At 29.0% G+C, this 24,802-nt stretch carries 15 protein-coding genes, 3 tRNA genes and 2 pseudogenes; 6 read left to right on the forward strand and 14 right to left on the reverse strand.

Annotated elements, in window-relative coordinates; translation table 11 throughout:
* Positions 1-693: 693 nt before the first annotated feature.
* Positions 694-2,328: pseudogene (metG, locus tag M9409_RS00370) on the reverse strand (methionine--tRNA ligase); the annotation flags it as partial.
* 565 nt (positions 2,329-2,893) lie between these two features.
* On the opposite strand from metG, the gene gnd reads away from it, so the two are divergent.
* Positions 2,894-4,303 carry a decarboxylating NADP(+)-dependent phosphogluconate dehydrogenase gene (gnd, locus tag M9409_RS00375; RefSeq protein WP_250226987.1) on the forward strand — a complete coding sequence of 470 codons (1,410 nt, stop codon included), beginning with the start codon at positions 2,894-2,896 and terminating at the stop codon, positions 4,301-4,303.
* Between the two features lie 248 nt (positions 4,304-4,551).
* On the opposite strand, the gene hisIE is transcribed toward gnd, so the two are convergent.
* The 9 genes and pseudogenes from hisIE to sbcB all read right to left on the reverse strand — a co-directional run bounded on the left by hisIE (position 4,552) and on the right by sbcB (position 13,672).
* The gene (gene hisIE, locus M9409_RS00380) at positions 4,552-5,199 is read right to left on the reverse strand and encodes a bifunctional phosphoribosyl-AMP cyclohydrolase/phosphoribosyl-ATP diphosphatase HisIE (RefSeq protein WP_250226988.1); all 648 of its coding nucleotides are present in this window, start codon (positions 5,197-5,199) and stop codon (positions 4,552-4,554) included.
* Positions 5,193-5,969, reverse strand: a complete 777-nt coding sequence (hisF, locus tag M9409_RS00385) for an imidazole glycerol phosphate synthase subunit HisF (protein ID WP_250226989.1) — start codon at positions 5,967-5,969, stop codon at positions 5,193-5,195. The genes hisIE and hisF overlap by 7 nt, the downstream gene beginning before the upstream one ends.
* Positions 5,951-6,691 (reverse strand): 1-(5-phosphoribosyl)-5-[(5-phosphoribosylamino)methylideneamino] imidazole-4-carboxamide isomerase, encoded by a 741-nt coding sequence (locus tag M9409_RS00390; protein ID WP_250226990.1) that lies wholly within the window; start codon positions 6,689-6,691, stop codon positions 5,951-5,953. Before M9409_RS00390 ends, hisF begins: the two co-directional genes overlap by 19 nt.
* A 3-nt stretch (positions 6,692-6,694) precedes the next feature.
* A pseudogene (hisH, locus tag M9409_RS00395) lies at positions 6,695-7,284 on the reverse strand (imidazole glycerol phosphate synthase subunit HisH).
* Positions 7,281-8,351 (reverse strand): bifunctional histidinol-phosphatase/imidazoleglycerol-phosphate dehydratase HisB, encoded by a 1,071-nt coding sequence (gene hisB / locus M9409_RS00400; protein ID WP_250226991.1) that lies wholly within the window; start codon positions 8,349-8,351, stop codon positions 7,281-7,283. Before hisB ends, hisH begins: the two are co-directional and overlap by 4 nt.
* On the reverse strand, positions 8,341-9,444 hold the full coding sequence (gene hisC, locus M9409_RS00405) for a histidinol-phosphate transaminase (protein ID WP_250226992.1): 1,104 nt from the start codon (positions 9,442-9,444) through the stop codon (positions 8,341-8,343). Before hisC ends, hisB begins: the two co-directional genes overlap by 11 nt.
* Complete coding sequence (hisD, locus tag M9409_RS00410; RefSeq protein WP_250226993.1) at positions 9,422-10,753, reverse strand: histidinol dehydrogenase; 1,332 nt, start codon at positions 10,751-10,753, stop codon at positions 9,422-9,424. The genes hisC and hisD overlap by 23 nt, the downstream gene beginning before the upstream one ends.
* Before the next feature lie 4 nt (positions 10,754-10,757).
* Positions 10,758-11,657, reverse strand: a complete 900-nt coding sequence (hisG, locus tag M9409_RS00415) for an ATP phosphoribosyltransferase (protein ID WP_250226994.1) — start codon at positions 11,655-11,657, stop codon at positions 10,758-10,760.
* A 512-nt stretch (positions 11,658-12,169) separates the two neighbouring features.
* Entirely contained in the window at positions 12,170-13,672 is a 1,503-nt protein-coding gene (sbcB, locus tag M9409_RS00420) for an exodeoxyribonuclease I (RefSeq protein ID WP_250226995.1), read from the reverse strand.
* Between the two features lie 270 nt (positions 13,673-13,942).
* Here sbcB and tmaR point away from each other — a divergent pair, with 270 nt between their 5' ends.
* Both tmaR and gutQ read left to right on the forward strand, forming a co-directional pair.
* Positions 13,943-14,266 (forward strand): PTS system regulator TmaR, encoded by a 324-nt coding sequence (tmaR, locus tag M9409_RS00425; protein ID WP_250226996.1) that lies wholly within the window; start codon positions 13,943-13,945, stop codon positions 14,264-14,266.
* A gap of 589 nt (positions 14,267-14,855) precedes the next feature.
* Positions 14,856-15,833, forward strand: coding sequence for an arabinose-5-phosphate isomerase GutQ (gene gutQ / locus M9409_RS00430; protein WP_250226997.1), 978 nt, complete (start codon positions 14,856-14,858; stop codon positions 15,831-15,833).
* Positions 15,834-15,926: 93 nt separating this feature from the next.
* Here gutQ and M9409_RS00435 read toward each other — a convergent pair.
* Positions 15,927-16,002, reverse strand: a tRNA-Asn gene (locus M9409_RS00435).
* Positions 16,003-16,296: 294 nt separating this feature from the next.
* Between M9409_RS00435 and M9409_RS00440 the strand changes: the two genes are divergently transcribed.
* A tRNA-Ser gene (locus M9409_RS00440) sits at positions 16,297-16,386 on the forward strand.
* Between the two features lie 409 nt (positions 16,387-16,795).
* Here M9409_RS00440 and M9409_RS00445 read toward each other — a convergent pair.
* Together M9409_RS00445 and mdtH are read right to left on the reverse strand one after the other, a co-directional pair.
* Positions 16,796-16,891, reverse strand: a tRNA-Ser gene (locus M9409_RS00445).
* A gap of 234 nt (positions 16,892-17,125) precedes the next feature.
* Positions 17,126-18,349: a multidrug efflux MFS transporter MdtH gene (mdtH, locus tag M9409_RS00450; protein WP_250226998.1), complete on the reverse strand. Its 1,224-nt coding sequence runs from the start codon at positions 18,347-18,349 to the stop codon at positions 17,126-17,128.
* A 606-nt stretch (positions 18,350-18,955) separates the two neighbouring features.
* On the opposite strand from mdtH, the gene murJ reads away from it, so the two are divergent.
* On the forward strand, positions 18,956-20,503 hold the full coding sequence (murJ, locus tag M9409_RS00455; protein ID WP_250226999.1) for a murein biosynthesis integral membrane protein MurJ: 1,548 nt from the start codon (positions 18,956-18,958) through the stop codon (positions 20,501-20,503).
* A gap of 24 nt (positions 20,504-20,527) precedes the next feature.
* Here murJ and argS read toward each other — a convergent pair whose 3' ends face one another.
* Positions 20,528-22,273, reverse strand: coding sequence for an arginine--tRNA ligase (gene argS, locus M9409_RS00460; RefSeq protein ID WP_250227001.1), 1,746 nt, complete (start codon positions 22,271-22,273; stop codon positions 20,528-20,530).
* A gap of 557 nt (positions 22,274-22,830) precedes the next feature.
* On the opposite strand from argS, the gene aspS reads away from it, so the two are divergent.
* Positions 22,831-24,573 (forward strand): aspartate--tRNA ligase, encoded by a 1,743-nt coding sequence (gene aspS, locus M9409_RS00465; RefSeq protein WP_474198196.1) that lies wholly within the window; start codon positions 22,831-22,833, stop codon positions 24,571-24,573.
* Positions 24,574-24,802 lie beyond the last annotated feature (229 nt).

Genomic DNA, 24,802 nt, shown 5'->3' on the forward strand with positions numbered 1-24,802 from the left:
AATTGTATTTGTTTTGTATTAATCAATATGAATTTGATTATGATATATTATAACTGGATTGGTGAAACTGTTATGATGTAACTAATTGTTGTCTTGGAAAATTCTATTTTTATAGAAAAGTGAATAAGTTTTATGAAAAATTGAAGTTTTTAAAATTATATAGGAAAATCGATTTAAATGTTTTAAATTAATAAAAATAAATTTAAATTGGGTAATGGTTGTTTGAATAAAAGAAATAATTGTAACTAAATTTTATTATACTTTAACTGTATTTATTATCATTGATTTGATTACAATTGTTTTGTTTTGAATGGCATCTATTAATATAGTGTTTTTTTAAACTGTTTCAACAAGATTAATAGCATTGTTTACTGCTATATCTTAATGATATTAAGAATATACATTTGTTTTATTTATATAAATTAAAATGTTGAGTAGTATTACGTTATATTTATATACATATGCGTATATCTAATTTTAGGGAGCAGCTGTTTGTTTGGAACAAGAGATTACCTTTTGGATAGATATTTGAAATTTTGATTATAATGAATTTATGTAGTAATTTTTACATTTTGTAAGACATATGTCATTATTTGGGAGGGAGTTTTAATATTATTGTGTGATATCATAATTTATTTTTGTGTATCTTTATAGGATATCCTATAATAAGGATTAGGATATGTTTTCATTTAGTTGAGATTTATTTGTTATAGATTTAATTTGATCAGGATGAATTCGAGAAAAAATTATTTTAAATTTATTAATTCGATGGTTTGATAAAGGCATAGAAAGGCTCTCCCATGTGAGACGAGTGTTGAGAAAATATTCACTGTAATCAGCTAATTTAGGTAATACGGGTTTTAAATATACCATAAGAATACGAAACAATTGAATACCCATAGAATAAATAGATAATGCTTCATGTCTACGGCCTATTTTTTTTGCGACATGCCATGGAGCATGTCTGTCTATGTAACGATTAGCTTCATCTGCTAATTTCATAATTTCACGCATTGCGCAATTAAACTCTCTTTTTTGAAAAAATTCTCCTATAGAGTGTCTGGATTCAATAAACATATTATATATAAATGGATGGGTCAATGTATTTGATAAATGACCATTATAATATTGATGTATAAATCCGGAATTTCTAGATGCTAAATTCAATATTTTATTAATAATATCTGAATTTACTCTAGTAATAAAATCTGATAGATTTAAATCTATGTCGCTAGTATGCGATGAGAGTTTTGTAGCGTAATAATATCTCAAATAATCTGGGTTTAGACATGATAAGTAAGTACGTACGTTGATACAAGTACCTTTAGATTTCGATATTTTAGATCCGTTTATAGTAACATGGCCGTGAACAAATATATTAGTTGGTTTACGAAATTGACTGCCTGATAAAATAGCTGGCCAGAAAAGACAATGAAAGTAGATAATATCTTTACCTATGAAATGATATAAGTCTGTTTTGGAATTTAAGTTCCAAAAATCATTAAAAGATATGTTTTTGTTTTTTTTACATAAGTTTTTAAAGGTGCCCATATATCCTATAGGGGCATCCATCCATACATAAAAATATTTTTCTGAAGCATTAGGAATCTTAAATCCAAAATAAGGAGCGTCTCTAGAAATATCCCACTGTTTTAAACCTGATTTGAACCATTCTTCTATTTTATTGGTTACTTCTTTTTGTATGTTTCCTGATTGGATCCATGTACGTAATATATCAGTAAAAACTGGTAAATCAAAAAAGAGATGTTTCGATTTTCGTATTATCGGAGATGTTCCAGAAATAACTGATTTGGGATTTATAAGTTCTAAAGAGGTATAAATAGTACCGCATTTTTCACAATTATCTCCATATTGATCATCTTTTTTGCATTTTGGGCATGTACCCTTAACAAATCGATCTGGTAAAAACATATTTTTTTTAGGATCATATAATTGAGAAATAAATTTAGACTTAATGAGTCCACGTTTCTTTAATCGAAAGTAAATATCATGTAGTAATTCACGAGTTTCTTTACTGTGCGTAGAATAATAATTATCATAATTAATCCCAAATTCGTAGCAATCTCGTTGATGTTCTTGTTGCATTCGGGTAATCATTTGTTCTGGTGTTATATTAAGTTGTTGTGATTTTAACATAATAGCGGTGCCATGTGCATCATCTGCGCAAATAAAATATACGCAATTGCCTTGCATGCGTTGATAACGAACCCAGATATCTGCTTGTATATGCTCTAACATATGTCCGATATGAAGAGAACCATTAGCGTAAGGAAGCGCGCAAGTAACTAACATTTTTTTTGCAGTCATATAGTTTTTTGATTTAAAAATTTATATATGTTGCATAACAACACATATTGTAGATTATTAAAATATATTTTGTTTTTTGTAATTTACATTATGAACGTATAGTATATATGCTGTTTATACATTACAATAATTAAAATTATATTTGGTTATTTTAATGGTTTTGTTAATATTTTAGTATCATTATAATAATGGTTTTATATTCAATAAAAAATTATTTATTATTATTATAATTGATTACTTATTTTAAATTTAATTTCGTACGAGTATATCATAATTTTATTATGATACATAAAATATGTATGCACATGTAGTGATATGTTGTAGGATATTTTTTGAAAATTAATATTTTATCATGATTGGCCTTTAAGATCACGAGTTAATAACATTTGAAACTTATATTTGTCGTGATGTTTTATGTTTATGTATATTAATATTGTTTAAAATGTTTTATTTTATATTGAAATATTTATGTAATAATATGTTTATATTGTAAACTAAATATAAATTAGTCGTTATTTAACTATTATTAAAATATACAACATACTTATACCATAGAGGAGCAGATATGTTCAAACAAGAAAAAATTGGTATTATCGGTATGGGTGTTATGGGTCGAAATTTAGCTTTGAACATCGAAAGTAAAGGTTATTGTGTTGTTGTTTACAATCGTTCTAAAAATAAAACTGATGCAATTGTTGCTAATAATTCCAAAAAAAATATTATTCCATGTTATTCAATAGAAGAGTTTGTACTATCTTTAAATAAACCTCGTTTTATATTTTTAATGATTACGTCAGGAACATATATCGATAGTATTATAAAAATATTATCCCCCTATATGAATCCAGGAGATGTTTTAATTGATGGAGGTAATTCATTTTATAAAGATACTATGCGTCGTAATCTTGAGTTATCAAAAAAAGGGATACATTTTATTGGTACTGGTATTTCCGGGGGAGAAGAAGGAGCTTTGAAAGGACCATCCATCATGCCTGGAGGACATATAAATGCATATAAAATGGTGGAGTCGGTTTTTAAAAAAATTGCCGCTCGTGTTGATGATGAAACTTGCGTTGCATATATAGGGCCGAATGGATCTGGGCATTATCTCAAGATGATACATAACGGTATAGAGTACGGAGATATGCAAATAATTGCTGAAATATATTTTTTTTTACAAAAAATATTTCATTTAACTTATGAAGAATTGGGAGAAATTTTTAATCAATGGAATCAAGGAGAATTAAATAGTTATCTTATTGAAATAACAAGCTATATTTGTGTTAAAAAAAATGCCAATAATGATCATATTCTTAATTCTATATTAGATGTGGCTGGAAATAAAAGCACTGGAGCATGGACTAGTCAAGATGCGATAGATTTAGGAATACCGTTAGGTATGATTACTGAATCAGTGTTTGCTCGTTATATGTCTGTTCTTAAAAAACAACGTCTTAAAGCTTCAAAAATATTATCAGGGCCTAATATAAAAAATTGTTGTGAGAGTAGGTGTTTATACTTAGAAAAAGCTCGAAAAGCATTGTATCTTGGTAAGATTATTTTATATGCTCAAGGTTTTTATCAATTAAGAATTGCGTCTGATAAGTATCATTGGGATTTAAATTACAAACAAATTGCTCAAATTTTTCGTGCAGGATGCATAATTAGATCAAAATTTTTAAAAAAAATTATTGATATTTATTCCCAAACTCCAGATATCAATAATTTATTATTGTCTCCGTATTGCAGTACTATCGCGAATGATTATCAACAAATGTTGAGAGATATAGTAATGTGTGCTATTAAATACGGTATTCCAATGCCTGCATTATCCACTGCTATAGCGTACTATGATAGTTATCGCAGTAATATATTACCTGCAAATCTTATTCAAGCACAACGAGATTATTTTGGAGCGCATACTTACATGTGTTTTGATAAACAAGGTACGTTTCACACTGATTGGTTAAGATAAATGTGAGGAAAACATTGTTAATATTGATTAAGTAATTTAAAGTAACAAACAAAATTCCCGTATATATAATAATGAGGATTTTGGAGATATTAAGTTTGTTATTCCTATTCTTTAAAAGAATAGTTTGTTGTTATTTTTATAGTGAATTACCTTAATGTTCTAAAAATCTATTAATGTTAATTACATATCGACAATACTAAAACGAGTAATTGTTTGGTTTTATTGTATTATTTTATGTATATTATGTATTATCTTTTGTCGATTAAGTGGTTCTTATTATTTCTAATTTTCAATTCTTGGATGATTGCATTAAAGTTTAATGATTTATGTTGTAATAGGACTAATAAATGATAAATTAAATCTGATGCTTCATTAATGAGTTCTTTTGTATTATAGCAGGAAATTGCTGCAAGAGCTGTTTCTAGACCTTCTTCTCCCACTTTTTGAGCAATGCGTTTGATGCCACTAGCATATAAACGAGATGTATAAGATGTATTAATGAGATGGGATGGTATATTTTTTTTTGAAGATATAACGTTTTCTAATTGATGAAGAAAACTTAATTCTGCTATCCCAGGATGGAAGCAGCTGCTAGTGTTATTATGGCAAGCAGGTCCATCTGGTAAAACAAAGATTAATAACGCATCTTGATCGCAATCTGAATACCAATTGATTAAGTTTAATATATTTCCGGATTTTTCTCCTTTAGTCCATAATCTATTTTTTTTGCGTGAGAAAAAAGTAACATGCTTAGTTTTTTCTGTTTTTATCATTGATTCTTTATTCATATACCCTAACATTAATACTTCTCCTGACTTCGCATGTTGTATAATAGCGGGTATTAGACCGTGATTTTTAGTCCAATCTAATTGATCATGATGATTTTTAATTAGCATAATCTAATATTTATTCCTTCTTTGTATAAAAATTGCTTCAATTTATGAATATCAATAATTTTTTTATGAAACACTGAAGCCGCTAAAGCACCGTCCACATCAGCATCGCGAAATGCTTCTAAGAAATGTTGATAGGTACCAGCTCCTCCCGAAGCTATAAGTGGTACTTTACAATGTTTTCTGATATTTCGTAATTGATCTAAATCGTAACCATTTTTCATTCCATCTTGATTCATCATATTTAATACTATCTCTCCAGCTCCATATTCTTGTACTTTTTTAACCCAATCCAATGTTTGCCATGTTGTGATGTGCATACGAGTGCTGTCTCCAGTATAGCATTTTACTTGATAAATTTTTTTTTTAGGATTATGCCAAGTATCGATGCTCACTACAATACATTGTGTACCTAAATGGTTAGCTAGTTCTTGGATTAGTATTGGGTTAATTAGAGCGGGAGAGTTAATTGAAATTTTGTCTGCTCCAGATGCAAGAATTTGTTTAGCTTGTTTTAATGTACTTATGCCTCCAGCAACACAAAATGGGATATTTATTATCTCGGCAACCTGAGAAATCCATTTTTTATTTACTACTTGATCATTCGGTGATGCTGTAATATCATAGAATACTAATTCATCGGCTCCTGATTTTGCATATCTTTTTGCTAAATCTAAGATATCGCCTACAATTTTATGATCTTTGAATTGTATCCCTTTAATGACTTTATTATTAGCTACATCGAGACAAGGAATTATTCGTTTTGCCAACATGATGTAGCCTCATCGATAGTAAATATATTGTCTAAAAAAGCACGACCAATAATAATTCCTGCTACTCCAGCAGAACGTAATTTAGATATCTCTATTAATTTATTGACACCTCCAGATGCTTGAAATGATATTTGTGGCCAACAATGACATATTGATTGATACAAAGATATATTACTACCTAACAACGTTCCATCTTTAGATATATCCGTGCAAATAATATGTTTTAAACCTACAGTACAATATTCTTCTATTATTTGTTCTAATTGTAAATTACTTTCTTTTTGCCAACCATAAATAGCTACTTTTCGATTTTTTTTAGAATAAACATGGATATCTATCGCTAAAACTAAGGCATTTGGATCAAAATATTCAAACCATTTTTTTACTGTCTTTGGTTGTGTAACTGCTACAGAACCTAATACTATACGTGTTGCTCCTGATTCTAACAGAATTTCTACATCTGTAGCGTTACGTATACCTCCTCCTATTTGTATTTTTGATAGAGGAGTAGTTTCTTTTATTAATTGACTAATTAATAAACTTTGTCTGTTTAATGGATTTTTTGCTCCATCTAGATCAACCAGATGTATCATTTTTGATCCTTGCTGTATGTATTTTTTCAATAATGAAATAGGTTCACCGTAATTAGTTTGCATGCGATAAGATCCTTGATACAACCTAACTATATTTCCGTTAATAATATCTAGAGCGGGAATAATCACAAATTATATCTCCAAAAAATTTTTTATTAATTGTTGTCCAGGTATCCCAGATTTTTCTGGATGAAATTGTACGCCAAAGAAATTTTTATATTTTATAACTGAACTAAATAATTGTCCGTAATTTGTTTTAGAAATTGTTGCAGAACATATTTCTATGCAATAATTATGTGCAAAATAAAAATAATCACTCTTCTTTATACCATGAAAGAAAAAATGTTTTTTAGGGATAGTAATGGTATTCCATCCCATATGCGGAAGAGGAAATCCTCGGTATTGCATACGTGTAACAGGTGTATGAATAATATTCAACGTGTTTACGCCATCATTTTCAGAACTTATAGATCCAAACAACTGCATTCCTAAACAAATACCTAATATTGGTTTAGTATAATTTTGTATCAACGTAACTAGATTTTTTTTTTTAACTGCTGCATTACAGACGCAGCTGCACCTACTCCTGGTAAAAACAGTTTGTCCGCCTGAGATATAATCTCAGCTCTGTCACTTATTATTGGGTTATGTCCTAACCTATGTAGCATGGTTTTGACAGATAATAAATTAGAACAGTTGGTGTTTATAATCACTATATTCATAGCAATGTTCCCTTAGAACTTGGTATATTATTATTATTGATATAAATAGCTTGACGTAATGATCGCCCGAAAGATTTAAATAAACTTTCTGCTTTATGGTGATCATTTTTTCCAGTTGCGTGTAAATGTAAAGCGCAACCCATTTTTGAAGATAATGAACGAAAAAAATGTTCTATCATTTCAGTACTGAGATCTCCAATTTTTTGGAAAGTATATTTAGCTTCATAGTAAAAATATGTTCTTCCAGAAAGATCTAATACACATCGCGCAATACTCTCATCCATAGGTAGGATAAAACCGAACCTTCCAATACCACATTTGTTGCCTAATGCAGTGTTTAAAGCTTCTCCTAATACTAAGGCTGTATCTTCTACAGTATGATGATCATCTACATGTACATCTCCTTTTGCCGTAATATTCATACATAATCCAGCATGAACAGCTATTTGCTGTAACATATGATTAAAAAAATTGATTCCGGTATTAATGTAACTTTTATTATTTTGATCTACCCATATCGCTATATCTATGTTAGTTTCTTCAGTGACTCGATGAATATATGCTGCCCTGTGATTTTGTGTTAAATAATTTTTAATTTTTTTCCAACCAAAATTAATACGATCATATTGTATTCCTTGAAGACCCATGTTAGTTGCTAACATCATATCAGTATCTCGATCTCCGATAACATAACTATTAAATTTATTTAATTTTTTATCGATTAGCCAAGAATTTACTAATGCAGTTTTTGGTTTACGACAACTACATTGTTCCTCAGGGAGATGAGGGCAGATTAATATTTGATTAAATTTAATACCTTGAGATTGAAAGATTTGTATCATTAGATGATGTGGTTTATTGAATTTTTCTATAGGAAATGAAGCGCTTCCTAATCCATTTTGATTAGTGACTATAACAAACTCAAAACCTATATTTTTTAACTCTATAAGAGCGGGAATAACATATGGTTCTAATGAGAATTTATCTAAAGAATCAATTTGAAAATTGACTTTTGGTTCGTTAATTAAGGTTCCATCACGATCTATAAATAAAATTTTATGATTCATGAGCGCTCCTATTTGCTGATATGGATAATGATGTAACATGTAATTTTTTTAAAACAGAAACTACATGTTTGCATTCATTATATGTGCCAACAGTGATACGCAAGCAATTCACTAACCCTGGTTGATTGCTTTGATCCCTTAATACTATACCTTGATGCAACAATGTCTTGAAAACCTGATATTTTGGATAGAATCTAACCAATACATAATTAGCGTTACTATTGAATACTTTTTGGACACAAGAACATTGCTTTAATCCTGTAATTAATATAGTTCGGTTTATATTGACTGTAGCTATTCTATTCTGAGTACGTTGTATATTTGTAGGGGTTAGAGCTTGTTCTGCAATATCAATGACTGGAGTAGATAATGGGTATGGTGCGATCACTTTTTCTAGTAATGTAATAATTTCTGGATTAGCTAAAGTGAAGCCGCAGCGTAATCCTGCTAATGCGAAAGCTTTAGATAAAGTTCTTAAAATAACCAGATGAGGATACGCTGATAGCCACCGGGCTAAGCTTGCGTCCGGGCAAAAATCAATATATGCTTCATCGGCTACTAATAACGCTCTATTTTGAATAATATCTAATAATTTTTTTAAACTATTTAAATGAATGATATTACCAGTGGGGTTATTTGGGTTGCAAATATAAACTAACTTAACGTTGTTAAGTTGTGATTGAATGGATAGTAAATCAAGTTGCCAGTTTTTATTTTTAGGTATAACTCGATAATTAATGCCTAAAATTTCTGCAGTAGTTTTATACATACCGTATGTCGGTGGACAAAATATAATAACGTCTTTTCCAGGATTACAAAAAACTTTCATTAATAATTCAATACTTTCATCAGCTCCTCTCGATACTAAAATTTGATCTGATCGAATTCCGGCGTAATCAGCGTAATTATTGATCACTTCTTGTGGTTGACAAGTAGGGTATCTATGAATGTTTTTATAACGAAACTGATAGTCGGGATTGATTGGAAATTCATTAGCGTTCAGCCATATCTTTCCTGAGTACGTGAATTTTCTAGCAGATTGATAAGGTTTGAGAGTTAATATATTATTTCTAGCCAAGTAACGAACGTTCATTTTGTTCCTTGATATAATTTATACGATGTGTTACAGCATATTCATGAGCTTTTAATTGCTCGATTTTTGTTAATGTTGTGATGGTTGATGATAATTGTAATAATCCATGTTGAGTTAATTGTTGCACCGACATTCTTTTTTGAAAATCTATAACTCCTAGTCCAGATGTGGTGATTGCATGCCCATATGTAGGTAAGACATGATTGGGTCCACTAGCATAATCTCCAGCCGTTCCCGGAGACCAATGTCCAAGGAATATTGACCCAGCGTTGGTAATATGATGTAAATAATCTGATGCATTTTCAATTTGAATGCTCAAATGTTCTGGAGCATAGCTATTACTTATAGAAAAACATTCCATTAAATTAGAAGTAATAATCATGCGGCTATTTAATAATACATTATTAATGATATTACTACGTGGTAGTATTTTCAATTGCTTGTGTAGCTCATGTTTTGTTTGTTCTACAATGTATGCGTGGGGTGTGATAAGTATTACGTGTGAATCAGGTCCGTGTTCTGCTTGTGATAAAAGATCTGCAGCAATAAAAATAGGATTAGCTGTATGATCTGCAATAATTAATATTTCGGAAGGTCCAGCTAACATATCAATCGCTGTTCCATTTGGTGAAAGGTTAATTTGTCGTTTTGCTTCTGTAACCCAAATATTACCGGGTCCAAATATTTTATTTACTTTTGGAATAGATTCAGTACCAAATCCCATAGCGGCTATAGCTTGACTACCTCCTACTTGATAAATTTCGTCGATACCGCAAAGTTGTGCGGTGTATATTATTATATCTGGAATCGGTGGTGGTGAACATAATATCACACGTCTACATTTTGCGATATGAGCTGGAATACCTAACATCATTACTGTTGACAACAAGGGAGCAGTGCCTCCTGGTATATACAATCCAACAATATTTAATGGACGAATAATTTGTTGGCAATGTACACCTGGAAAAGTTTCCAGGTGTACATCTGAATAACAGTGTGCTTGATGAAACTGTGTTATATTGGCCATGGCAGTATGTATTGCTTGTTTTATTCCATTAGATAAGTTACGTCCTGAATGCATGATAATTTCGTATGGGATTTGCAATTGTTTAGTTTGTGCGTTATCGAAATCAAAATTAAATTTAAATAAAGCATGATCGCCTTCGTTATAAACTTGTGTGAGTATATTTTTAACATTTGTATAAATATCATTTAATTTATTATTTATTGGACGGATAAGAAGTGTTTTTTGTTCAGATGTGGAACAATCATTCCAATAAATAGATCTAGGGTGTTCATGAGAATTCATAATATTATTCCATCATTTTTTCTATTGGTAATACTAAAATAGAACTAGCTCCAAGGTTTTTTAAATTTTCCATTGTTTCCCAGAATAATGTTTCATTGCTTACCATGTATATTGCCACACGATGTTGATTGCCTGCTAGTGGTAATACTGTCGGACTTTCTGCTCCAGGTAGTAAATTAATAATTTCCTCTAGTTGTGCAGCAGGAGCATGCAGCATGATGTACTTAGATCCTCTAGCTTGGATGATTCCTTGAATGCGAATTATTAATTTGTTTATTAATGACTGTTTTATGGTGGACAATTTTCCAGATCGTTGAATAAGACACGCTCTAGATCGATAGATTACTTCCACCTCATGTAATCCATTAGCTTCTAATGTAGCTCCAGTAGACACTAAATCACAAATTGCATCTGCCAATCCAGCGCGTGGAGCTACTTCTACTGATCCATTTAGTAAACAAGATTTAAAATTAATACCTAACTCATCTAAATATTTTTTTAGAAGATGCGGGTATGACGTGGCAATCCGTTTTCCTTGCAAGGATTTTGGGCCATTCCATGGTTCGTCTATGGGTAGGGCCATAGATAACCGACAATCTCCAAAATCTAATCGGAGTAATGTAATGTAACAAGGATTATCTCCTTGCGATCGTCTTGTTAACAACGCTTCTTCTAATACATTTTCACCGATAATGCCTAAATCCACTATACCATCCATAATTAAACCAGGAATATCATCATCTCGTACTCTCATTATATCGATGGCCATGTTTTCCGCAAACGCTAGTAGACGTTGTTGTTGTAAATTAATTTTAATTCCACATTGTTCGAGAAGTTGTTGGGATTCTTTGCTCAATCTTCCTGATTTTTGTATTGCTATTCGTAATCGTGATCTATCCAGCATGATATTTTACCTTATGTCAACAATTTTCCATAATTAAACATTTTTTAAAATTCTTTCAAAAAGAAATATCTTTGATTTTTTTAATAAACAAAAGATTAAAAATGATTTCTATTGTTAAATTTTATTTGAAGGATTTAATCAGGGTCATGATGATAAATTAACATATGCAGTACAGCTTTCCCATTGAAAATTTTCATTACCTTAGTATTTTAACGAATATAATTAAATTTGTATAGGGTTAAATTTTATAAAGTTACTTTATTTTATACGTATATAATTAATATTATAACTAAATTAAAAAATGCTTTAAAATATTAGTGCGTATTATTACAAATAGTTATGTGTAATTTAAATTGTAATCACATATTATATATGTACATATGAGATATACATGTATAAGTACTTATTTTGGTAAAATTATGTGATTTTTTAAATTTTTTTCATATATTCTAGTTTAAATTAGAATATGCATGTATTACATGTATGTGAAAAAATGAAAACTGATTTTTTTTTTAATAAAAATGAAAACACGTTTTATACAGATGTTGATAATATTTTTGCAATAAACGTATAAGTGTAATGTTTTGTTCGTTATATTTGTAAATTGAAAGAAGTGTATTCAGTTGATCATTATAAGATGGTGATTGATCTTTATTAAACAATTTGTTTTTTTTATAGTTTAACCATTTTTGTTGTTCTTGGTAATTTAAAGTATTAGGAAAATTTCGGGCTCTATAGTAGAACAAGAGTGGTTTTAAACGAGTATCAACGTGGTTAGTGCATAAATTTTTTAAGTCTTTTGAATGGGTTTTACGAATATTTTCAATTATTTTTCGATCAGAATTACTAAAAAATTTGTGATATAGTTGACTGTCTACATGAAGATTGTTATACAAATTTTGTTGATTTACGTAAGAATCTATCATGGTATACAGTGTGTTTATTTTATTGCGTAAATGCACTCCATTTTCATTCATTCTAAGAAAATTTAAATGTTTAAAACAGTGTCGATAATTTTCAGAGAACTGCATGATATAATTGCTCTGAATCTTGTTGTTTTCAACAAATTTTATTGGTATTAATATAGGGCACGCATTCAATCGAATTAATCGTAGTGGTATTTTTTTGAAAATATCATGTATTGTTATGTGATCAGAATATAATTTTTGATGTATTGTATTCACATTGAAATTCATTAAGGCATCTATGTTTCCATTTAAATCACATGCTATTAAAATATTGGGGTTTGTGGGATGTTGAGCAATTGGAGCTACGTAAGTAATAAAATTTTTGTATTTGTTATTCATTTTATTTGTTATAAATATCAAAGGATTCATGCTATTTAGATCGATTATTTTTTTTAACTGATATTTAGTCCGATGATTAAATAAAAATTGAAATAATTGTGGTTGAGCTTCTTTTATCAGTTTTGCTAACTCTAAAGTAGCGTATACATCTGACATGGCATTATGTGCGTTGATATGTTTTATAGAATTTGCTTGCGTTAAATCTTTTAGACGAAAACTAGGTTTATTTTGAGTATTCAATGGCCATGTAATCCCATTGGGACATAATGAATAACAAGCACGTAGTATATGTAATAAGTCCCATCGGGAATTACCTCGTTGATAGGCCCATGAGTAAGGGTCATAAAAATTTCTATAAAAAATGTTTCTACTAAATTCATCGTCAAAATGAATATTATTATATCCAAGGATGCAAGTATTAGGAATACAGAATAATTGATGAATACGACTAGCAAATTCCGATTCAATTAATCCATGATATGAAGTATCTTGAGGAGTAATTCCTGTGATAAGGACAGATTGTGGATTGGGAAGATAATCATTTGATAAACGACAGAAAAAAACTTTTTCTTTTTCTATAGGTTGTAATGTGCTATTAGTACGAATTCCGGCAAATTGGGCTGGTCTATCTAACGCTGGGTTTATACCAAAAGTTTCATAATCATAAATAAAAAAACTAGGTTGTGTAATATTAATCTGTATTATCATAATTATATGAGTTGTTTTTATTAAATAAAAATCAAATTATTTATTAATATTATAACGATTTCATTAGATTTGATTATATATGTATTGTATATAGGGTGTTTTAATTTATTATTGTTATTCATGCTCTATCTATTAAATATTTATGATATGTAATAATCTTACATGATATTAATAATATTTAATTATATTAATTTTTTTATTTTGTTTTAATTAAACATATGGAGTTTGTAATGTAGGGATTTTTCAAATAAATATAAATAGGATGTAATTATGAATGATAATGTTGATCAATCATTTTATGATGTATTAGAATTTGTGCGTATATTTCGCCGTAAAAACAAACTGCAACGAGAAATTATTGATAATGAAAAAAAAATTCGTGATAATCAAAAAAGAGTGTTATTGCTGGGTGATTTAAGGGATTATATTAAGTCTGAAACTTCTATAGAAGGGGTACAAGTTATTATTGCAAATATGCGTAATGATTATGAAGATCGAGTAGATGAATATATTATAAAAAATGCAGAGTTATCAAAAGAACGTCGCGAGTTATCAAAAAAATTAAAAAATTTTAAAGAATCTTCAAGTGATTAAATTGGATAATTATTGGGTTTTAAAATGTTAATTTTAATAATTAAATTGAAAATATTTTGTAATATCTAAATATATAGATAAGAAAGATAATTCATTTTATACAGAAGTGTTAGATATAATAGAATTATATGAAATAAAACATTATTATCTATTATTTATGATCATGATGTGAAAGATATCGTTTGTGTAATATGATTAGTTTTAAAAATTTATGAAAAATTAAACGATTGTTATTCAGGATATTTTTACATTTGTTGTTATGTATTAAATATGAATTTATATTGTTGTGATTAGCATACAAATATCGTTTGGTAATAAATTAAATCAATTTTAAATTGCATTTTTGTGATATATTGGATGTTGATTAAAATATTTATAAATTTTCATTATTTTGATATAGAATGTTATTCTATAGTTTTTGGGTGGGTTTGTGTTCAAAAAGGTAAAGTATAATAATTTTATAATGTTTGTAATTGCTGTTATGACCTCCACAGATATACATATTCCAGTGTTGTGAAAAGAATGTAACTTATATTGAAGATGAGTTATTTGTAGTGTTATAGTTTTTATATTTATCATTTTGATAATTATGGTAATCATTAATGACGCGTTGCTCTTGGGATATGCTAAAGAAACTTTAGAGATCGAAATTAACGAAGCTCAAAGAATGTTAGATAGGTTGGATGAGAGCATTGTGTTAGCTTGTCGTATATTATTGAATTGTACAGGAAAAGTTGCAGTTTCTGGTATAGGTAAATCAGGCCATATTGGGAAAAAAATTGCCGCTTCTTTAGCTAGTACAGGTACTCCAGCTTTTTTTGTGCATCCTGCGGAAGCTTTACATGGTGATTTAGGTATGATTGGAACACAAGACGTAGTAATGTTTATTTCTTATTCAGGTCGTTCTTGTGAAATAATCACTTTAATGCCATTGTTAGCAGATAGCGGTATCCCTGTGATTGCATTTACTGGAGATGTAAGTTCTCCTTTAGCGAAAGGAGCTACATGTGTTCTTAATATAAAAATACAAAGGGAAGCTTGCCCTATGGAGCTTTCTCCTACTTCAAGTGCAGTGAATACTTTAATGATGGGTGATGCGTTAACAATGGCCCTTATGAGGCACAGAGGTTTTAGTTTAGAACAATTTGCTCGATCTCATCCAGGAGGTAGATTAGGGGCTCAATTATTAAATTGTGTGCATCATTTGATGCGTACTGGAGAGCAAATTTCGAAAGTTTTTTTGAAAGTTACGGTAATGGATGCTATGTTTGAATTGAGTCGTACTGGACTCGGATTAACTGCTGTATGTGACAATCATAATTGCGTTACAGGAGTATTTACCGATGGAGATTTAAGACGTTGGATGGTACAAGGCAAATCTCTCGACGCCCCTGTTGATATTGCCATGACTAAACCTGGATATCGTATTCCAAGAGAATGGAGGGCAAGTGTAGCATTAAAAGCTTTGCATCATCGAAAAATTACCGCAGCACCAGTAGTAGATAAATTAGGAAGATTAGTAGGATCAATTAATATGCATGATTTACATCAAGCTGGAATAGAGTAAATAATTGTAAGTGTATCGGTAGCATAAGATACGATCAACTGAGCACTACATGAATTTTAATTAAAAGTGATTCCTCTAATTAATACTATCATTTGGCTCCCCTGACTGGGATCGAACCAGTGACATACGGATTAACAGTCCGCTGTTCTACCAACTGAACTACAGAGGAACCAATAATATATAATTATGTCATTTTATAGGGATATGCGAAATAATACAAGTATTTAATGATAATCAATTTCGTTTGATAAAGTATTTATAATATACGAAAGATAATGTTTTTATGTACATTACATATGGTTATATTAATAACTTAGGATTATATATGGGGATTGATTCTTTTTGAGAAGGGGTAAATAATGAACTTGTATGATTATGATCTTACATGTAAGAGGTATGTCGACAAATATTATCTTATGTTAAAGAATATGTGATATTTTAGTGAGAAAATTTATTGAATAAGGGAGAGATGCCGGAGTGGTTGAACGGAGCGGTTTCGAAAACCGTTTTAAAGAAATGATATCTTTCAAGGGTTCGAATCCCTTTCTCTCCGTTATTTGGAATATATAATACTGTATTGTATGACATTTTTAATGTACTGATTATATAGCAACAATATAATAAAATTGTATTTGTTGAAGGTTTCGTATCTCTCGTATGATTATTTATATATAATTGAAAATTATTAAATAATTAATAATAATGTTTCGTAATCATTAAAATGATTACTGGTGTTCTAATGTATATATGTAATTATTGCGCTATATTTCAGTAAATGCAAAGTTACTCATATTATGTGTTTTTTTGAGATAATATGAAAAGATCATGTCCAGTGATAGTATAATGATCAACTGTTATTGATAACACAGTTTAATAGTTAATTTTTAATTTTTGAAATATATGATTATAGTAATGCCATTTGCAAAAATACTGAATTTTACAAAAACTGGTGTACATGATTGTGGCGGTGAGGAAGGGATTCGAACCCTTGATACATAAGGTTTTGTATGTATACATGCTTTCCAGGCATGCTCCTTAAGCCACTCGGACACCTCACCATATTGTTGCGCAATAATAACAAAGAACACTAAAAATAAATAATTATAAAACAATGTATTTGATTGAGTTCAAGTATGATTAATCAAATTGCTTCATGGTTGATGAGTAATGTTAATCATTATGTATATGTTTTTTGTTTAGATATAATTAAAATTGTTTATATCTATTGTAAGTTTTAGTAGTCTATAGAATAGGTAGTGTAGTGGAAATATTTATATTGTTGTTTTTATTCATCACAGTTTATGTTTTTTATCATGATTATTATTAAGTAAAGATTGAAAAGAATAATATTTGAATTGACAATATAGCCCTAACAAAGTAATCAAACCTATTATGCTTAAAACGATCCAAGGTAATTGCATAAAGTTTTGTTCTTTTCCAATATCATACAACCATCCGCTGCCACTATATCCTACAGTACCTCCTAAAGCTAGACTTAATTTGCTAAAACCTATATAACTGCTACGTGCCTTATAGTCTGTTAGTAACGCCCCTAAAGTTTCTCTTGCAGGTTCAGCGATAATAGATCCTATGTAAAATAAACTAATTAGAACCAATAAAGTATTTAAATTTTTGACTGATCCAATAGGAAATAAACTGATTATCATAGTTATTAGTCCTACCATCAAGCGTGTTTCTAGTTTAAAATATTTTTCGCTCCACCAAGTTATAGGCATGATTAACAATAAAGATAAAATTGCTTCTATGATATACATCCATTTGATGTATGATAATTGACCGGATACTTCATGAATGCGAATAGGTAACATTAACATAACTTGAGCTGATAGAATATAGTAACCAGTTAGAGTAAAAACATAAATTACAAATCGTTGATTATTGAGTACTTTTTTTATTCCTTCTAATAATGAAGCATGAGAACTAGAAATTTTATATGCAGGTAATCTCCAAGCGTTAAAAATTCCGGCAATAAAAAATAATATTGCTCCAGTAAAGCATACTAATTGAAAATTATATTGTAATAACCATGTACCCAGTACTATTCCAATAATAGCGCACATGCTGTCTTCTAGCATTAATACAGAATAAAATCTCCCTAATTCCCATGGACGAACTAATTTAATTACTAATGCAGTGCGTGGCGGATCAAATAATGTTCCGCCTAATGCTGATAACACACATGATAAGCATAATAGCATAGGGGTGTTTGCAATACTCATTATAATAAATCCCAAAGTACGGATGAATAACCCAGATACAATCATAGGTTTGGCTCCTAATTTGTCGGCAAAAGCACCACTAAGAATGCCTAGTCCTTGTTGAATAAATTGTCTTAATCCTAAAGCAAATCCTACTAAAAAAGCACCCCATCCCAATTGTTCTACGAAATATATTGAAATTAGCGGAAAAACAACATAAAACCCTACAACTACAAACATGTTATCTATAATTAAAAAATATTTACCCAGTCTTCTAGCTTGAGATATTGTATACATGGTTCACCGTTTATGTATTTTGTGTACACTAGTATTTTATTGTGTGCACGAAAAAATACTTCAAAATAATTATAATTCTTAATTTTTAAATATAGTGTAAATTAATATGTGTCTTGTATTTTATATGAGATACTTTAATATAATGATATTTGGCATTGTTATAGTTTATTTTGTATATGTTATTTAGGCATAATATTTTTAAAATAGGAGTAACTATATTTATTGAAGATTTAAAAAATTATGCGTATATACTACATTATTTATGTATAGCGAAATTTTTTGTCAACATTAAAGAAGTATTTCAAGTGATCATCTGTAAAATATGTGCAATAAGAAATATGATTTCTTGTTATCGGTTATTATATTGTGAGTGTTGTTTTTTTGTATTTGTTAAGATGCATATATTATACCATATGTATGTAATAATTGTAATTATATGTGAACTGTATTAGTGTTTTAAATGTATGATTTTAAAAAAATTTTTTAAATGTTTTCATTTGTAGAAACAATCTTAAAATTGCAATAAAACTGGATTAATTATTTAAATTATAAAAATAGTTTTGTTTGTTATTATGTTTATATTTTTGATAAATATTTTGAAATATAATGAATTTGTTAAAATCTTTGACCGCGATGAGTTTTATAACTATTTTATCTCGTATTTTAGGTTTTATTAGAGATACTATCATAGCTCGCATGTTTGGAGTCAGTATTATGACAGATGCGTTTTTTATTGCTTTTAAATTGCCTAATTTATTAAGACGTATTTTTGCTGAAGGAGCATTTTATCAAGTTTTTCTTCCTATATTATCAGAATATCAATGTCGTGAAAGTCAAAAAGAAATACGAGTGTTTATTTCTAGAGTATCTGCTTTATTAATAGTTACCGTAACTTTCATAGTGCTTATTGGTTTATTGACAGCGCCTTGGATTATTATGGTAATTGCTCCAGGTTTTAATAGTTCTTCAGAAAAATTTGTTATAACTATTGAGATGTTTCGAGTGATGCTTCCTTATATTTTATTAGTGTCGTTGACATCATTAATGGGAGCAATTTTGAATGCTTGTAATTTTTTTTTAGTTCCAGCATTTACTCCTATTTTTTTAAATATTAGCATGATAAGTTTTATGTTATTTTCAGAATATTTATATTTTCATACTCCTATTATGGGATTGGCTTGGTCAGTTATTATAGGGGGAGTGTTGCAGTGTTTTTATTGTTTGCTATTTTTAAAAAAAATTAATATGTTAGTTATTCCAAAAATGCAATTTTATGATAATAGAATATATAGAGTATGCCGATCTATGGTGCCTGCTGTGATTGCAGTTTCAAGTAGTCAGGTATCATTAATTATCAATACTATCCTTGCTTCTTTTTTAAGAGATGGTTCTGTTTCTTGGATGTATTATGCTGATAGGTTAATGGAATTGCCCATTGGTGTGTTTGGTGTAACATTAACTACTATTTTAGTCCCATATTTATCCCGTTTTATTTCTAAGAAAAATTATGGAGATTATTTTTATTTGATGAATTGGGGAATGAGATTATGTTTGATATTGAGTTTACCTAGTGCTGTTGTTTTAGGAGTTTTGTCTGAACCGTTAGTAATAACGTTATTTAAATATGGTAAATTTTTAGAATTTGATGTATTAATGACACAGTATTCTGTAATTGCGTATGCAATAGGTTTGCCTGGATTGATTTTTACTAAAGTATTAACGTCTGGTTTTTATGCTCTTCGTGATATTAGAACTCCAGTGTATGTAGTTGTTATTGTGCTTCTTTTTAGTCAATGTATAAATTTAGTATGCTTTAATACATTAAAGCATGTTGTTTTTTCTTTTTCTGTTAGTTTAGGTGCTTGGTTAAATGCAGGGTTGTTATATTGGAAATTTAAAAAAAAATATTTATTCCAATTGCAAAGTGGATGGTCATGTTTTTTTTGTCAATTGATTGTTGCTCTTTCTGTAATGTGCATAGTATGTATAGGATTATTAATATATGTACCTAGTTGGGATCAAGGAAATATTTGGTGTAGATTCATGAGAATGGTAGGGACTTTAATATTAGTGGGTAGTAGTTATGGTATCACATTATGGTGTGTAGGTATTCGTTTAAAAGATTTTATTTTTTTGAGTAAACGTTTATATTGATATAATAGAAAATATCGTTATTTATCACATATATCTTATCGTTTTGATTCCTAATAAATTTAATCCTGTTTTTAAAATACGGGCAGTAATTAATGCTAATTTTAATCTACTATATTTAGTGGATGTATTATGTGCTGTGATAATGGGACAATTTTCATAAAAGGAGGAAAATAGTACAGACAATTTATACAAATAAGAACATAGCATATGAGGAGCTCCTTGTTTTGATACCGCAACAATTGTTTCTTCAAATTGAAGCAAACAAATTGCTAGCAATATTTCTTCCTCAGTTTCTAATTGAATATTATTGTTTTTTAATTGAAAATTGGGGTTTGTAAATCGTTTAAAAACAGAAAAAATCCTGGTATATGCATATTGTATATAAGGTGCTGTATTTCCTTCGAAGTTCAACATACTATTCCAATCAAATATGTAATCTGTAGTACGATTTTTTGATAATTCAGAATATTTAATAGCACCGATACTCATAACATGCGCTAGCTTATTGATTTCAGTATATCTTAAATTGGGATTTTTACTTAATATTAAACAACGAGCTCGTTCCCAAGCTTCATCTAATAATTTTTTTAATTTTAATGCATTGCCCGATCGTGTTTGAAATGGTCTGTTGTCTTTGCCGAGTAGCATGCCACACATATGGTGTTCTAATAACACTGATTTTTCTATATAGCCTGCTTTATCAGCAATTTCCCATGCTTGTATTAGATGTTGTTTTTGTCGAGAATCAGTATAATATATAATTCTGTCGGCATGTAGTACTTGACATCGATATTTTATGCAAGCAATATCGGTGGTGCTATATAAATAAGCTCCGTCTTTTTTTTGAACAATCACTCCAAAAGGGGTACCGTGTTTGTTGCGATACTTTTCGAGCAGTACCACGGTAGCTCCATTACTTATGATTGCTAAGCCTTTATTTTTCAAATCTAATACGATATTAGGAAGCATATCATTGTAAAAACTTTCTCCCATAATGTTGCTTTCTTTTAAGGCAATATTCAATCGCGTATATATGCTTTGATTATTTGATATAGAAATATCTACTAGACGTTTCCATATTTGAAGATAATGTTTATCGCCTTTTTGTAATTTCAGAACATAGTTTCGGGATAATTCAGCAAAATTAGGATCAATATCATATTTTTTTTTAGCTTTTCGGTAAAAATGTTCTAAAGTGGATAATTGTACATTTTCATTTAATAAAAATCCATGTTGTGTGTTGTTCTCTATGTAGGCGATAAGCATTCCAAATTGAGTGCCCCAATCTCCTATGTGATTTATTCGTACAACATTATGCCCTAAAAAAGATAAAATACGTGCAATACTATCTCCGATAACAGTTGAACGTAAATGACCAACATGCATTTCTTTTGCAACATTTGGTCCAGAATAATCAATAATAATAGTTTTTGGTGTAGCAGGAGTAACACCTAGATGAGATAGATAAAAAATATTATCAATTTGATTGGATATCCATGTTGGATTTAAAAATATGTTAATAAATCCTGGTTTTTCAATTTTTATTGTATGAGCGATATCATTTAAATTAATAAATTTTATGAGTTTTTTGGAGAATTCTTCTACAGGTAGATTTAATTTTTTAGAAATAGTTATTAAACCATTAATTTGATAGTTTCCAAATTTTCTTTTTGTTGATTGTTGTACTTGTATCAGATCCAAAAAGGATTCATTTGTAATGGAAAGCAAAGCTCGATGAATTTTTTTTAGTAAAAATTTTTGAAGATTCATATAAATATTAAAAATATATTATTTTTACATTTAAATATATAATGATTTTTTGATATAAACCAAAACTGTATTTTGTAATTATATACATATTTTAAAAGTTATTTTGTATTTGTTCGACATATTTACGTTATATCTAGAACGTTTTAGATTATTGAATTATTAATTGATAATTATGTGATGTTCTTATGTGATTTTTTTATAAAGTAAATTGAAGATTTAATTCTATTTATAATAATAAAATATCATAAATAAAATATCATAAATAAAAACCATATACAAGGACATACATATATCCTTGTATATGGTTTTTATTTATGTATTATTTATTTTAAATTATTAAATTTTATAATATTATTTGGGTGAATATAAGGTAAATTTAAGTTATAGTTAATGCAAATAAATTTTAGTGTAATTCGGAAAAACGTTCTATAATTTTTTTGGATAATTTATATAGTATTGAAAATAATTTTATTTATATGAATTTTCTAAAAAAATGTATATGTTTAATTAATCGATATGTAATTTTTTTAAAATAAATATTGTGCAATTAGACGTCCATGATTAGAGGTATGTGTATGCGCACTGCATATTGTGGTCAATTGAATTTGGCTCATGTGGGTTTAGAAGTTACATTATGTGGTTGGATCAATAAATATCGTAATTTTGGTGGATTAATTTTTATTGATTTACGTGATAGAGAAGGATGTATACAGGTTTGTTTCGATGTGAATCAAAACAAAAAAATATGTATATCTGCTACTAAATTAAAACAAGAATTTTGTATACAGTTAATAGGTACGATTCGTGCGCGTCCTAAGAATCAAATTAATAGTAATATGCCTACTGGCGCTATCGAGGTAGTAGCTAAAAATTTTTCTATTCTTAATATTTCTGATCCATTACCATTAGATATCAGTAAAAATAATATTGAAGAAAATAGGTTAAAGTATCGTTATCTTGACTTAAGACGTCCTATTATGTCGTATCGAATAAAAACTCGATCGCGTATTATGTCAATTGTTCATAGGTTTATGGAATTAGAGGGGTTTTTGAATATTGAAACTCCGATGTTAACAAAAGCTACTCCAGAAGGTTCTCGTGATTATATTGTTCCTAGTAGGCTACATATAGGCAAAAATTATGCTTTACCCCAATCACCTCAAATATTTAAACAATTGTTGATGGTGTCTGGTTTTGACAGGTATTATCAAATTACTAAGTGTTTTCGAGATGAAGATTTACGCGCAGATCGTCAGCCTGAGTTTACTCAGATAGATATTGAAACTTCTTTCATGACAACACAAAAAATACGAGAACTTATGGAAATTTTTATTCGTATCATTTGGCGTGAAATTTTAAACGTAGAGTTGGGAACATTTCCTCGGTTTACATATTCTGAAGTAATGCAACGTTTTGGATCTGATGCTCCAGATTTGAGAAATCCAATAGAAATGATTGATGTATCATGTTTATTCCAATCCATACAGAATAGGTTCTCATTTGTTAGAACAAGTGATATTGATATGCAGGTAATAGCTATGAAAGTGCCTAATGGTAGGCAGCTGACACAAAAACAGATCGATGAGTATATTTATTATACTAAAAAATGTGGCTTAAAAGAATTAATGTGGGCTAAGGTTCAATTTAATGATAATGATGTTACTAAAAAAGAGATGCAAGGATCAGTTACTAATTTTGTAGATAATTTAACTTTAGATATTATTTTAAATAAAGCTAATGTTAAAAGTAATGATATTTTGTTTTTTGGGTTTAATGACAACAAAAATCAATCTGTTACAAAAATTTTAGGTTCTTTAAGATTAAAATTGGGTAATGATTTGTGTTTGATTAAAAAAGATTCTTGGGCTCCATTATGGATAATAGATTTTCCGATGTTTAAAAAAAACAACCATGGAGAATTGATAGCTATGCATCACATGTTTACTTCTCCAAAAAATTGTGATGTTCAAATATTGAAGAAAGATCCGTTATCAGTAATTTCAGAAGCTTATGATATGGTAATTAATGGTTGTGAAATCGGCAGTGGATCAGCGCGTATTCATTCGTTTGGTATACAACAAGTGGTATTTGACATTTTAGGTATTACTAAAAATGATCAAAAAAATAAATTTGGTTATTTACTGGATGCATTAAAATATGGAGCGCCTCCACATGCTGGTTTAGCATTTGGGTTGGATCGGATAACTATGTTATTAACTGGATCTAAGAATATTAGAGAAGTGATTGCGTTTCCTAAAACTACAGCATCAGTGGATATAATGGCTAATGCGCCTGATTAATTTATGATATTAACTAGAGGTGTTGAGGCATTGTGGTATCTATGTAATCAGGTTATTTTCGTATTATAAAAAATATTTCAAAGGTTACTGTAGGTATCTACAACATAAAAGTAATCAATACATTCTCTATTATATATAATTATATATCACAAGACACATAAGTAATATGATTGTTTGCTGAAAGATATCATGAACGATTAAAGTCATTTATATTCTTTTCTATAATATT

It is taken from the genome of Blochmannia endosymbiont of Camponotus sp. C-046 (assembly GCF_023585865.1).
Lineage (GTDB): Bacteria > Pseudomonadota > Gammaproteobacteria > Enterobacterales > Enterobacteriaceae > Blochmanniella.